10 protein-coding genes and 2 pseudogenes are annotated in these 14,089 nt (G+C 42.1%); 3 read left to right on the forward strand and 9 right to left on the reverse strand.

Annotated elements, in window-relative coordinates; all coding sequences use genetic code 11:
- Positions 1 to 4: 4 nt before the first annotated feature.
- Both mmsB and J582_RS14800 read right to left on the reverse strand, forming a co-directional pair.
- Positions 5 to 895: a 3-hydroxyisobutyrate dehydrogenase gene (gene mmsB, locus J582_RS14795; protein WP_002050555.1), complete on the reverse strand. Its 891-nt coding sequence runs from the start codon at positions 893 to 895 to the stop codon at positions 5 to 7.
- Between the two features lie 11 nt (positions 896 to 906).
- The gene (locus J582_RS14800) at positions 907 to 2,424 is read right to left on the reverse strand and encodes a CoA-acylating methylmalonate-semialdehyde dehydrogenase (protein ID WP_016803523.1); all 1,518 of its coding nucleotides are present in this window, start codon (positions 2,422 to 2,424) and stop codon (positions 907 to 909) included.
- A 165-nt stretch (positions 2,425 to 2,589) separates the two neighbouring features.
- On the opposite strand from J582_RS14800, the gene J582_RS14805 reads away from it, so the two are divergent.
- The gene (locus tag J582_RS14805; RefSeq protein WP_002050510.1) at positions 2,590 to 3,471 is read left to right on the forward strand and encodes a LysR family transcriptional regulator; all 882 of its coding nucleotides are present in this window, start codon (positions 2,590 to 2,592) and stop codon (positions 3,469 to 3,471) included.
- 60 nt (positions 3,472 to 3,531) lie between these two features.
- On the opposite strand, the gene J582_RS14810 is transcribed toward J582_RS14805, so the two are convergent.
- From J582_RS14810 to J582_RS14825, 5 genes and pseudogenes are all read right to left on the reverse strand, one after another.
- Positions 3,532 to 4,962, reverse strand: coding sequence for an amino acid permease (locus tag J582_RS14810; protein ID WP_004711113.1), 1,431 nt, complete (start codon positions 4,960 to 4,962; stop codon positions 3,532 to 3,534).
- A 370-nt stretch (positions 4,963 to 5,332) separates the two neighbouring features.
- Positions 5,333 to 6,772: an amino acid permease gene (locus tag J582_RS14815; RefSeq protein ID WP_002050482.1), complete on the reverse strand. Its 1,440-nt coding sequence runs from the start codon at positions 6,770 to 6,772 to the stop codon at positions 5,333 to 5,335.
- Between the two features lie 162 nt (positions 6,773 to 6,934).
- Complete coding sequence (locus J582_RS14820; protein WP_000071347.1) at positions 6,935 to 7,294, reverse strand: RidA family protein; 360 nt, start codon at positions 7,292 to 7,294, stop codon at positions 6,935 to 6,937.
- Positions 7,295 to 7,304: 10 nt separating this feature from the next.
- Positions 7,305 to 8,408 (reverse strand): annotated as a pseudogene (gene alr / locus J582_RS0104750) (alanine racemase).
- 21 nt (positions 8,409 to 8,429) lie between these two features.
- Entirely contained in the window at positions 8,430 to 9,695 is a 1,266-nt protein-coding gene (locus J582_RS14825; protein WP_001263980.1) for a D-amino acid dehydrogenase, read from the reverse strand.
- Positions 9,696 to 9,831: 136 nt separating this feature from the next.
- Between J582_RS14825 and J582_RS14830 the strand changes: the two genes are divergently transcribed.
- Positions 9,832 to 10,299 (forward strand): Lrp/AsnC ligand binding domain-containing protein, encoded by a 468-nt coding sequence (locus J582_RS14830; protein ID WP_001247568.1) that lies wholly within the window; start codon positions 9,832 to 9,834, stop codon positions 10,297 to 10,299.
- 40 nt (positions 10,300 to 10,339) lie between these two features.
- On the opposite strand, the pseudogene J582_RS14835 reads toward J582_RS14830, so the two are convergent.
- Positions 10,340 to 11,485 (reverse strand): annotated as a pseudogene (locus tag J582_RS14835) (DUF1624 domain-containing protein).
- Positions 11,486 to 11,559: 74 nt separating this feature from the next.
- Here J582_RS14835 and J582_RS14840 point away from each other — a divergent pair.
- A complete protein-coding gene (locus tag J582_RS14840; RefSeq protein ID WP_032048163.1) occupies positions 11,560 to 13,650 on the forward strand; it encodes a TonB-dependent receptor in 2,091 nt (696 codons plus the stop codon).
- 46 nt (positions 13,651 to 13,696) lie between these two features.
- Here J582_RS14840 and J582_RS14845 read toward each other — a convergent pair whose 3' ends face one another.
- The gene (locus tag J582_RS14845) at positions 13,697 to 14,077 is read right to left on the reverse strand and encodes a nuclear transport factor 2 family protein (RefSeq protein ID WP_002050553.1); all 381 of its coding nucleotides are present in this window, start codon (positions 14,075 to 14,077) and stop codon (positions 13,697 to 13,699) included.
- Positions 14,078 to 14,089 lie beyond the last annotated feature (12 nt).

Genomic DNA, 14,089 nt, shown 5'->3' on the forward strand with positions numbered 1-14,089 from the left:
ACCGTTATGCCTCTTGTGGCAGGTATTGCTGAATAATGCTCGAAAAGTCGAGATTGGCATTACCACGCATGCACATTTGCTGATAAAGCTGTTGCACCATGCCACCTAATACAACAGGCTGTTTGACTTGGCCTGCAGCTTCTACAGCGAGTCCTAAATCTTTTAGCATTAGCTGAGTTGCAAAACCGTCTTGGTAACCTCGAGATGCGGGCGCATTTTCATTAATATGCGGCCATGGGTTACATACATCCGAACTCCAGCAACGACCGCTTGAGGTGTTAATTACCCCTGCCAATGCTTGTGGGTCGATGCCTAGCTTCACACCGAGTGCCATGCCTTCGGCTACTGCAGCCATTGAAATACCTAAAATCAGGTTATTGCAGATTTTGGCAATTTGACCTGCGCCGACATCACCACAATGCACAATATTTTTACCCATGTGGCTGAGCACAGGTTTTACTTCGTTAAAGGTTTGCTCATCGGCACCCACCATAAAGGTTAAGGTTCCTGCTTGAGCACCAATGGTCCCGCCAGAAACTGGTGCATCACAAATTTTAATATTTTTGCTATGTGCAACAGCAGCAATGTCCTTAATAGTTTGCGGGTCAATGGTGCTGCTATCAATGCATAAGCTACCTGCTTTTAGCACTTCCAAGACACCATTTTCACCCAAGTAAACCTCTTTAACATGCTTTGCGGCAGGCAACATGGTAATGACCACATCTGCTTGTTTAGCTGCATTCTGGGGGCTATCGCAGACTATGCCACCTGCCTCGGCGAAGTGCTGTATAGCAACTTCACTGAGGTCGTAACCATAAACTTTGAGTCCGGCTTTTAATAGGTTTTGGGCCATTCTGCCGCCCATATTCCCTAGACCGATAAAGGCGATATTCATCCGTGATCCCCTTAACGTAAACTAATGGTTGTATTTACACCGCCAACTTCATGGCTATCTTCAAACCAGCGACTGGTAATAGTTTTGGTTTGGGTATAAAACTGGACAGCCTGTTTGCCGTATGGTCCCAAGTCGCCAAGTTTTGAGCCTCTTGAGCCGGTAAAACTAAAGAACGGAACAGGTACAGGAATTGGAATGTTGATACCGACTTGGCCAATATCAATGAGGTTTTGGAAAGTACGTGCAATAGCACCACTTTGTGTGAATAGGCCTACACCGTTACCAAATGGATTGGCATTGATAAGAGCTATTGCTTCATCGAGTGTATCAACACAAATAATTGAAAGTACTGGACCAAAGATTTCTTCTTTATAAATACGCATATCGGTATTTACGCCACTAAAAATCGTAGCACCCACAAAGTTACCTGACTCATAACCTTGTACTTGAACATTGCGACCATCGAGTAGAAGTTCTGCCCCTTGCTCAACACCGCTATTAATCAAGTCAATTACACGCGCTTTGGCACGTTTTGAAATCACTGGACCAATGTCAGTATTTGGTTCATGACCTGCATTTACTTTTAGAGTTTTCGCTTTTTCAACTAACTCTTGAATCCACTGTTTACTGTCGCCAACCATCACTGCAACCGACAATGCCATACAACGTTGCCCAGCAGCACCAAACGCCGCGCCCACTAAGGCATTTAGCGTTTGTTCTTTATTGGCATCTGGCATAACAACCACATGGTTTTTTGCGCCCATCATGGCTTGCACACGTTTACCATGTTGCCCTGCAAGGTTATAAACATGTGTTCCAACCGCAGTTGAACCTACAAATGAAATCGCTTTAATGTCTTTATGGGTACACAAACGGTCAACCACTTCTTTGCCACCATGCACAACGTTCAGCACACCTGCTGGAATACCTGCTTGAATCGCAAGCTCAACCAGCATCATAGTTGATAACGGATCTTGTTCTGATGGTTTTAAAACGAAAGTGTTGCCACACACAATTGCCATTGGGAACATCCAAAGAGGAATCATGGCAGGGAAATTAAACGGCGTAATACCCGCACAAACACCCAAAGGTTGTTGCAAGGTATACGTATCTACACCACGTGCTACACCTTCAACATATTCACCCATTTGCAAAGTACCAACTGAACAGGCATGTTCAACCACTTCTAGACCACGTTGAATATCGCCTTCGGCATCTGCCAAGGTTTTACCTTGTTCAGCCGTCAATACTTGTGCTATTTCTTTCATGTTGGCACGAATCAAGTCTTGTAGCTTAAGCATGATGCGCATACGCGCCTGAATTGGAGTCTGGCGCCACGAAGCAAAAGCATCTTGTGCAGCTTGAATAGCAGCGTCGACTTCTTCAACCGTTGCAAAAGGCACGCGGCCAATCACTTCCTGAGTTGCAGGGTTAATAATGTCTTGCCATTCTTGGGTTTTAGATTCGATAAACTGTCCGTTAATAAGTAATTTAGCGGTGTCCAATTCGATTTTCTGGATTGTGTTCATAACCTCTCCGTAGGTCATATTTTTATTGTGTTCAGTTATTAGAAAATACTTTTCTATGTATTTTCTTTATTCAGGTTTTATTTGAGACTAACAAAGAAATCTTTGACCACCAACGCAAATTCATGCACGATTGTTGTGCAAATATGCACAGGGACAATAACAAAAATGAAAGTGGATTGGGATCATCTACAGTTTTTTCTGGTTTTAGCACGCACTAAAACTCTAACCAATGCTGCACGTATTATTGGTGTCGAGCACAGTACGGTAGCTAGACGGATTCAGGCTCTAGAACTTGCTTTAGGTACGACGCTATTTAAGCGTGAAGCAACGGGCTATGAGTTAACTCTCGAAGGGATGGCACTTGTCCCTCGAGTTGAGCAAATGGAACAAGCTTTCTTACAAATTGAAAAACCGCATCAACCTTTACAAGGACGTGTGCGAATTGGCACACCTGAGGGCTTTGGAACTGCATTTTTAGCCCGCTTACTGGCTGAGTTCTCTATTCAGTATCCACTGCTTACCATCGATCTAATACCCGTGCCAAAAATGATTAAGCTTTCGCATCGTGAAGCAGATATTGTGGTATCCATTGAACGCCCAACCTCGGGCCCTTATATCATTACGCGCTTATCAGACTACTGCTTAAAAATTTATGGCAGCCAGAGCTATCTAGCACAAAATCCACCAATTCGTGGTTTAGAAGATTTAACCCAGCATCGCTTTGTAAATTATATTGATGATCTGGTGTATAGCCCAGAGCTGTATTGTCTAGAGCGTTTACCTTTAAAGCTGAATGCTAACTTTCGCAGTAGCAGCATTTTAGCCCAACAAATTGCGGTCAGTGCAGGCGCAGGGCTTGCAATTTTGCCGAAGTTTTTAGCAGATGACAAACCTGAGCTCGAAGAGGTATTAGAGCAACAAGTTCGTTTTACCCATACCTTCTGGATGCTGACCTTCGTTGATTTACAGCATGAGCCGCGCATTAAACTGGTCTGGGATTACTTACGTAAACAAGCTGATAAATATCAACATTTGCTGGTCGATTAATCTTTTAATAAAAAAGCCAATCAATGATGATTGGCTTTTTGGTAAATCGAGAAAGGATAATTAAAAGATTTCTCGGCCTAATTTTTTCATGCGCGGCTTATAGAATGCATAGTAAGTCACACCTAAAACCACCACCCATACTGGACTGACGTAGAGCGCTTTTAATGTATCTGGCTCTAATGCCAAAATCACTAAAGTAAACAAGAAAAAGGCAATAACCGCATACGCCATTAATACGCCGCCCGGCATTTTAAAGGTTGATGCAGCGTGAAGTTCAGGACGAGTTTTACGATAACGTAAATAGCACGCCATGATCAAAATCCACACGCTAATGAACAAGATTACACAGAGTGAACTTGCCAGAGTAAATGCTTCCATTGTGTTTGGAACAAAGTACTGAAGCACTGCCCCACCCATAATGAAAATACATGAGAAGATTAAACCATTTGAAGGTACGGCACGTTTCGATAAACGTCCTAATATACCCGGCGCTTGACCATCTTTTGATAAGCCGAACAACATACGGCTTGTTGAAAACACACCGCTGTTCATTGAAGACATGACCGACGATAGAACAACCAAGTTCATAATAATTGCAGAAATAGGAATACCTGCATTTAAGAACAACTCAACAAACGGGCTTTTATCGGCACGAATATGATCCCAAGGTGTTACAGACATCACCACAAAAAGTGCTAACACATAAAACAGGATAATACGTACCGGAATCGCGTTAATTGCTTTTGGTAGGTTCTTTTCTGGATCTTTCGTTTCAGCAGCAGTTGTACCAATCAGCTCAACACCAATAAAGGCAAATACGGCGATCTGGAAACCTGCCAAAAACCCGCTCACACCTTTTGGAAATATACCACCATGTGACCAGACGTTACTGATGCTTACCACGTCACCATGAGGAGCTTGGAAGTGGGTTAAAATCATGTAGCCGCCCACACCAATCAAACCGATAATGGCTAAAATCTTAATAAGCGCAAACCAGAACTCAACCTCACCAAACAACTTCACTGTAAGAAGGTTAAGGCTTAAGACGAATAGTACACAGCCCGCACTAATCATCGCTTGTTGCATGGGTGAAAAACTGGCGCCTTCGGGTAACCAGAAACTTAAATAGTTAATAACCGCAGAAAGATCGGCAATACCGACCAATACCCAGCCTAACCAATAGGTCCAACCTATATAGTAGCCAGCCCACGGACCAATCAAGTCATACGCCATGTCGACAAATGACTTGTAATGTAAATTAGCAAGTAGTAATTCACCCAATGCGCGCATAAGGAAGAAGAACATTCCACCAATTAACATGTAGATTACAAGAATTGAAGGTCCTGCGAGAGAGATGGTTTTGCCCGAGCCCATAAATAGACCGGTACCAATTGCGCCGCCAATTGCAATGAGCTGTAAGTGGCGATTACTTAATTTCCGTTGTAAATGATCAGGGGAGCCTGCCTCATCTGAATGATGAACCATTGTCATATTAGAAGTCCTTTTTATATTTTGCTTAATTTAAATCAGCAACCTATAGGGAGAAAACGAACCGTATATCGTGGGTTGCTGAGTCTATACCTCAGGACAAGATGTTCAAGTATATTTTTTCCTTAATTGATCTATCTTTTGTCCCTATTTTTTAAGTTGCATTATTTATGTACTGCCTTCACGGCAATTTTAATTATCCAATCTCGATTCACCAGATTAGCCGGAGTTTAGCATGTGATAATGCTAGATGTCGCTTTACTCCCCCCCTCAAAACTGTGCTATTGATTCAAAAATAAACAATATTATTCCGATAAAAAAACTGATGAAAATAAAAAAAGCCAATCATGATTGATTGGCTTTTTAATAAAACTTAATGATCGTTAACGAGTTCACGTCCTAGCTTTTTCATGCGTGGTTTATACAACACATGATAGGTAACACCTAAAATAACTAACCATACCGGACTGACATATAAAGCTTTCAAAGTATCTGGCTCTAATGCCAATATGACTAAAGTAAAAAGCATAAATGCCAAAACAACATAACTCATCAAAATGCCACCCGGCATTTTAAATGTCGATTTTTCATGTAATTCAGGACGTAATTTACGATAGCGTAAATAGCACACCATAATAAGACTCCAAACACTAATGAATAGAATCACACAAAGTGAACTTGCCAACGTAAATGCCTCCATGGTGTTTGGAACAAAGTACTGAAGCACTGCCCCACCCATAATGAAAGTACAAGAGAAAATCAAACCATTTGACGGCACTGCACGTTTTGATAAACGACCAAAAGCACCCGGTGCCTGACCATCTTTTGATAAACCGAACAACATACGACTGGTTGAAAACACGCCGCTGTTCATTGAAGACATGACTGAAGACAGCACCACCAAGTTCATGATGATGGCAGAAACTGGGATACCCGCATTTAAGAATAACTCAACAAAGGGGCTTTTATCGGCACGAATGTGGTCCCATGGGGTTACTGACATCACAATAAATAGTGCTAGCACGTAGAAGAGGATAATACGTACCGGAATCGCGTTAATTGCTTTTGGTAAGTTCTTCTGCGGGTCTTTGGTTTCAGCAGCTGTCGTACCAACCAACTCAACACCGACAAAAGCAAAAACGGCAATCTGGAATCCTGCCAAAAAGCCTTCTGTACCTTTCGGAAATAAACCGCCATGTGACCAGACATTACTAATGCTGGCAACAGCGCCTTGCGGAGCTTGGAAATGGCTGAAAATCATATAGCCACCTACCCCGATCAGGCCAATAATTGCCAGAATCTTAATAAGGGCAAACCAAAACTCAATTTCACCAAATAGACGTACTGTAAGGAGGTTAAGACCCATCACAAACAATACACAGCCAGCACTAATCATAGCCTGCTGTATTGGAGAGAAACTTGCACCATCTGGCAACCAGAAACTCAAATAGTTAATGACTGCTGAAAGGTCCGCAATACCGACTAGCACCCAACCTAACCAATAGGTCCAACCCAAATAGTAACCGGCCCAAGGACCAATCAGGTCATGAGCCATATCAACAAAAGATTTGTAATGCAGATTTGCAAGGAGTAGTTCACCCATTGCACGCATTAAGAAAAAGAACATACCTCCAATAATCATATAAATAAAGAGAATTGAAGGACCTGCGAGGGAGATGGTTTTACCTGAGCCCATAAATAGGCCAGTTCCAATTGCACCGCCAATAGCAATCAGTTGTAAATGACGGTTAGACAGTTTTCGTTGCAGATGATCAGGAGAATTTTCCGTATCTGAATGACGAGCCGTTGTCATATTAAAATTCCTTTTTGAATTCCTTTGTTAAGATCAGCAACCTATGGCGAAAATTGAACCGTATGCCATAGGTCACTGAATCTGTTCACCAAAAAATGACTGGATAAACCGTATCTATCTTCCTTCTGTTAGATACATCATCATTTTTGGAGTAAAAACGAATTACTTTTGTGCTGCCGTCACGGCAATTTCAATGAGCCAATCCGGATTGACCAAATCGGCCTGAATTGTGGCACGCGATGGAGCAACACACCCTTTTAACCAGTCAACCCAAATTGCATTTACGGTTGAAAAGTCAGAAAGATTTTTCAAATAGAGCTGCGCAGAAAGCAAGCGAGATTTATCGGTATTGGCTAATGCCAAAAGTTCATCAATCGTGGCAAGAATTTCACGAGTTTGGCCTGCCACGTCTTGCTCGGTATTTTTAGGCACCTGACCTGACAGATAAACCACTTTGTTAAAAACAGTCACGGCGCTCATGACTTCGTTGGTGTTGATCTTTTGTATATCTGAATTAGACATTCGGATTTCCTTATACCTGATTAATAAATTGAACACGGGCGGTGACAGCACACATCAGTTCATAACCCACCGTACCGGATGAAACTGCGACATCATCTATAGGTAAAATGACGCCTGTACTTGATTGCCCCCAGAGCACCACTTCACTGCCGACTTGGGCACTCTCAATACCCGTTAAATCGACTGCCAACATATCCATACTGACGCGGCCAACTGTACGCGTGCGTACTGAGTCCACTAAAACTGGAGTCCCTGTTGGCGAAATACGTTGATAACCATCGGCATAGCCGCAAGCCACAATCCCAATCGTCATGGGTTGCTCTGCGACAAAGTTTGAGCCATAACCTACGCTTTCATTCGGCTCTAAATGCTGAACGGAAATAATTTCACTGCGTAAGCTCATGGTCGGCTGCAAGCCCCAATCTGCAATACTATGCGTTGGGTAATCTGGCGAGCTGCCATAGAGCATGATGCCACTGCGGGCATAATCTGATTTGAGCTGGTCTTGATAACGCAAAATTGCTGCACTATTGCTTACCGATCTTTCACCCGGTAAATCTTTTACAATTTCTTCAAAGGCAGTAATTTGATAATCAATACCCTGCTGACCGAAACGCTCACCATCTGCATCTGAAAAATGCGTCATGTGCGTAATCTTGGACACATTTGCCAAGTTATTTAAACGTTCCCAAGCTTGAACATAGTGTTGTGGTTTAAAACCAAGACGGTTCATACCACTGTTCATTTTCAAGAAAATATCAAATTGAGCCGGATAAGGATGCTTTTCTACCCACTCGATTTGCGCTTCACTATGAACGGTGAAACTAAGCTGATACTACACACAATCAAATAAATCTTGAGGAGAGAAAACTCCTTCGAGCAATAAAATTGGACCTGTCCAACCTAGAGCACGAATTCGTTTTGCTTCATCAAGATCAAGTAAGGCAAAGCCATCTGCTGCTTTAAATGCTTCATAAACACGTTCAATTCCGTGTCCATAAGCATTGGCTTTTACAACGGCAAAGACCTTACTGTTTGGCATAGCCTTGCGCACCACCGCCAAGTTATTTTGTAAAGCTTGACGGTGGATCACTGCGGTAATAGGACGAGGCATGATTTACTTTCCTAACGTCCGTTAAGCTGCGTGCGCGTGTGAATAACGCTGAATTGAAAGGCCATCGGTACTGATATCCGTCTTATGATTCAATACGATGTCACTGATTAATTTTCCTGAACCACACGCCATGGTCCAACCTAAAGTACCGTGACCTGTATTCAAGAACAGATTTTTAAAGCGAGTCGCACCAATAATTGGAGTACTGTCTGGTGTCATTGGGCGTAAACCTGTCCAGAAAGACGCCTGTGCCATATCGCCGCCCGGGAACAAGTCTTGAGTCACCATTTGCAAGGTTGCACGGCGGTCTTCGTTTAGACCCAAATTGAAACCGCTTAACTCTGCCATTCCACCTACACGAATACGTTGGTCAAAACGAGTAATCGCGATTTTATAGGTTTCATCAAGCACTGTAGATTGCGGAGCAAAAGCTGGGTCAACAATAGGAATCGTCAACGAGTAACCTTTTACAGGATATACAGGTAACTGTAGATCAAGTGGTTTCAAGAAATCACGTGAATAGCTACCAAACGCTAGGACATAACGATCTGCTGTTAAAACTTTACCATTAACTTGAACGCCCTTAATTTGGTCGCCTTCAACAATCAATTTTTCTACGTTCTGATTAAACTGGAAGTTAACACCCAACTCTTTAGCAATTTGAGCTAAGGCATTGGTAAATAAATAACAGTCACCCGTTTCATCATTTGGTAAGTGTAAACCACCAACGAGTTTATCTTGTGCATTTGCTAAAGCTGGTTCTACACGACCAAGCTCGTTACCATTTAATAACTCGTAGCTTACGCCGCATTCTTCAAGCACACTAATGTCGCGTTGAACCGCTTCCATTTGTGCTTCTTTACGGAATAGCTGCAACGTACCTTTAGCGCGGTTTTCGTAGTGAATACCCGTGTCTTTTCTGAGTTCACGTAAGCAGTCACGGCTGTATTCAGCCACACGCATCATACGTTCTTTGTTGACAGCATAACTTTGTGGATTACAGTTTTTCAGCATTTGCGCCATCCACTGTAATTGCCACATGCTGCCATCTAAATTAATCGCAAGCGGTGCATGGTGTTGGAACATCCATTTCACAGCTTTAAAAGGAATTCCTGGTGCTGCCCAAGGGGTCGAATACCCAGGCGAAATTTGGCCTGCATTACCAAAGCTAGTTTCTTCAGCAGGACCTGACTGGCGATCGAGAACAGTAACCTCAGCTCCTTGACGAGCTAAATAATAGGCACTTGCCACTCCAATAACGCCGCTACCTAAAACAATTACGCGCATTTCCATTCCCTCACGCACACCAGTTTATTTCACTAGTATATTTCTGCTTCAATAGTTTATTTCACTGTTTTTCAGGCTATAATCTAGGTAATTTTATGTTTTTCTCGCGAGAATGTTAAAAAAAGAGGAAATATCTATGCGCCCGTTAGATCGTATAGATCGCATGATTCTGGACATTTTGCAGCGTGAAGGACGAATTGCGATTAGTGAATTGGCATCGAGAGTCAACCTCTCTACCACCCCCTGTTCAGAGCGTGTAAAACGCCTTGAACGCGATGGCATTATCATGGGTTATTACGCCCGGCTAAACCCCGCCTACGTAGACCGCAATCTGCTGGTCTTTTTAGAAATTAAGTTATCTGCCAAATCTGGTGACGTTTTTGATCAGGTGGCTAGAGATTTAGTTGAGATTCCTGAAGTGCTTGAATGCCACCTCATTTCAGGTGAATTTGACTACCTTGTAAAAGCGCGTTTAAAAGAAATGAGTGCATACCGCCGCTTATTAGGAGATCTATTAAAGAAACTCCCCGCTTCTGCATCTTCACACAGTTATGTGGTCATGGAAGAAGTGAAAGAAACCCTATATTTAGATGTAAGTAAGTAAAGCGAGCATTCTTGAACTCGCTTTACTTACCTTTTGAAAATTAGAAATATTTTAAAATCGAAATATGCTTGTTTTGATGCTTGAACTTCGAGAACCACTTAACCGCTGGATAGAGTGCAAAAGACAGTACAATCGTGATTAGCCACAGCATCCATACATGGCCGACCGACAAATAACCCCCATAGTTTGCTCCTCACATACTTAGCGCAAACACATACATCAGTTTCAGCACATATAAATGCAGTAAATAAAAGAACATCGGCACCGAGCCAAACACGACCAATGGTTTTAGAAATGAGTATTGCTGCATACGTTCAAAAGCGGTCAGTACAATTAGTCCGATCCCAACATTTAGCAAAATAAACAATAAAGACGGCGGATACTTGGTGAGGTTAAAAAAGCTCATGAGGCTTAGTTGTAATGACTCAAAATGCTGCCACGGCTGGTCACCATAAACATTGATCAAACGTAGTAAAACAAACAACCCAATACTTGCGAAACCTAGACTAAGTAAAGCGAGGCCTCTTTGCTTTGCTGTATATTTTGAACTAAACAACTGGCCTAATACATAGCCCAATAAAATTACCCCAATCCAAGGTAAAACCGGATAGCTTGTACGAAGCTTAATGCCCGCAAACTCAAGCCAGCCACGTTCGTGTAAAACGAACCATATATTTTGTAGGATGTCTTGTGAGAAGTGCATAGAATCTAATAAGTTGTGTCCAAAAATAATCACCAACGCTACACCAGCAAGGACTGGCAAAGGCAAACCGACACAGCAAGCCAAGACCACCATGCTAATACCAATCGTCCAAATCACCTGTAAATAAATGACTTCGGGTGGAAAAGTCGCTGTCCATGCAAAATTCACAAGGGTAAGCTCTAATACAATTAAAAATAAGCCGCGCTTTAATAAAAAAGCACGTGTTTGCTGTAAATCTTGTTTTTTTGATTGAAATAAAAATGCAGAAATACCGGTTAAAAGTACAAAAACCGGAGCGCAAATATGTGCCAATAATCGACTGCCAAATAATGCTGGTTCTGTTACTGTTACGTCCATTGGATCGGTAACCTGTTTATGTAAATAGAAAGTTTCTCTTACATGGTCGAGCAACATAATGAGGATAACCAAACCACGCAATGCATCAATCGACTGTAAACGTTCAATATTTTTTTCTATAGGCATAGCGGTAATCAATAAAATAATGTAACGTTATACTATTACATTATAGTTCTTTTGTCTTTTATGGCTGATTATTTATGCAACACAAATTAGGATTGTTGTCTTCGTTGGGTCTATCATTTATATCGACATTCACTTGGGCAGAAGAAACGTCAACGGTACTTGAGACCATACGCGTTCAGGCTGAAAGTACCCAAGAAGGTGTGAGCCAAAATAGCTCGGCGACTAAATTTTCTCACGATGTTTTAGATGTCCCTTTTAACCGTGCTTATGTTTCAAAACAAATGATGGAACAACAAGACGTTCAACGGATTGATGACGCATTAAGCTTGGTGAGTGGGGTTTTTCATCAAAATAGTTTTGGTGGCGGCTTTTGGGATAACTACTCTTTCCGTGGTTTTAGTACTGATCCCAATTTAGGTGCCTCTATGATCCGTAACGGTTTGAGTGTCAACCGAGGGATTAGCGCTCCAAAAGATGCCGTAAATATTGAATCTTTAGAGTTTTTAAAAGGGCCTATGGCTGCGCTATATGGTCGCGGCGAAACAGGAGGTTTGCTTAACCTCAACAGTAAAAAACCCCAGTGGGAAAGCGAAAGTGAACTTAACCTACGTGCCAATACCCAAGAACAATATCGAATTAGTCTGGAACACACGGCGCCTATAAACGATGAACTGGCTTATCGTGTAGCAGTGGCTCACGAAGATAATCAAAGCTTTCGTGATCATGTCAGCAGTGAACGCTGGTTCTTTTCACCACAGCTCACATGGAAAATTTCAGACCAAACGCAACTCGACTTCGACAGTGAATTTACAGAGCATAAAGGAACCTTTGACCGTGGTGTAAGCACAGTCAATCATCAGTTTGTGATGGACCCGAAAACCTTTACAGGTGAACCTGACGATGGCGATTTGAAAATAAAAGATTACTTTTACCAATTACGTCTGAGTCACGAATTTAACCCTGACTGGAAGCTAAATAGTGCGGTTAGCTATAAAGACGCTAAAATGGTCGGCTTTGCAACCGAACCTCGTCGTATACAAGCCGATGGACGTACTTTAGAGCGTCAACGTCGCTATCGTGATTATACAAGCGAAGATGTGCTGGCTCAGACAGAGTTACTTGGCAAGCTTGATACGTCTTGGGCTCGCCATGAAATTTTACTTTCAACCGAACTTGGTCAACTCGACTACAAACAAAACCAGCTTCGTCGTAATCACAGCACAAGCTCACCAAACACAATTGATATTTACCAACCTGAATATGGCAAATATTTACCAAACCTAGCACCATTTACCAATACAAAGGAACAGCAGCGTTACTTTGCGCTTAATGTACAAGATCAGATCTTTTTTAATGACGAGTGGAGTGTGCTATTTGGCAACCGTTTTGATCAGGTCGAACAAGACTTTAAAAATCACCTGAGTCAGACTGAAAGCAACCAGACGCTTCACCAGAATAGTCCACGTTTCGGAGTAAATTTTAAAGCCTCTGACCAGTGGGCATTTTATACAAACTATGGCCGCTCATTTGCCATGAATAGTGGTATGAACCGAAGTGGTCAGACTTTTGCTCCTGAAAAAGGCGAAAGCTATGAGGTCGGCACCAAATATAAAGTGAATGACCAAAGTGTGCTGAGTCTCGCTCTGTTTAAAATGAAAAAACGAAATGTACTCACAACAGACCCAATCGACAGTAACTTTCAAACCGCAGCAGGCGAAGTGAGCAGTAAAGGAATTGAGTTTGATTTAAATAGCCAAATCACTGACCGCTGGTTTGTCAATGCCAACTACAGTTATACTGATGCTCAAATTGAAAAAGACCAAGACTTGGCAAAAGGTGCACGTCTAAGTAATGTTCCAAAACACCAAGGTGCTGTAAGTACCAATTATGAGTTTCTACAAGAAGGCTCAACAAAAGCAGGTGTAGGTGCCAACCTTACCTATGTGGGTGAACGCAGTGGACATAACCTTGATAATGGCTTTAATTTACCAAGCTATACCCTCGTAAACTTAAATGCTTACTATGCTCCATCTGACCGCTTACGCTATCAACTGAACGTAAACAACCTATTTGATAAAACCTACTATGTCTCAAGCTATAGCGATTTATGGGTTCAGCCGGGTGAACCATTGAATGCTTCAATTTCGGCACAGTGGAAGTTTTAATTTATCTATAAAATAAAAAAGCCCGAATTATTTTCGGGCTTTTTTATTAGAACATGCCATTTTCATTTACAAGCTGTTCGGGCTGTATTTGCCCGATATCCCAAAGCTCCGCAATTTTTCCATTTTCAAAACGGCAAATATGAACCACAGCCAAAATGGTGGCTTTGTCATTCATTTGCATTTCAAGTTTCGAATGCACGGCGACCAAAGTCCCATCTTCAATGACATGTTGAACATTAAAGACTTTATTGGGATTTTCAGCCGCGCTTTCACGCATCCCTTCCTTCAAAGAAGTCGCATCACCCGCATAATAAGGATTGTGATGCTTGAAATTAGGCGCAGTGTAATTGCTATAGGCTTCATCGACTTCGCCTGCTGCGGCAAGTTCTAGAAACCGTACCGCAATTTGTTTCTGAGATAAGCTCATGATTATCTCCTA

The organism is Acinetobacter sp. 1566109 (genome assembly GCF_000582255.1).
In the GTDB taxonomy this organism is placed as follows: Bacteria; Pseudomonadota; Gammaproteobacteria; order Pseudomonadales; family Moraxellaceae; genus Acinetobacter; species Acinetobacter nosocomialis.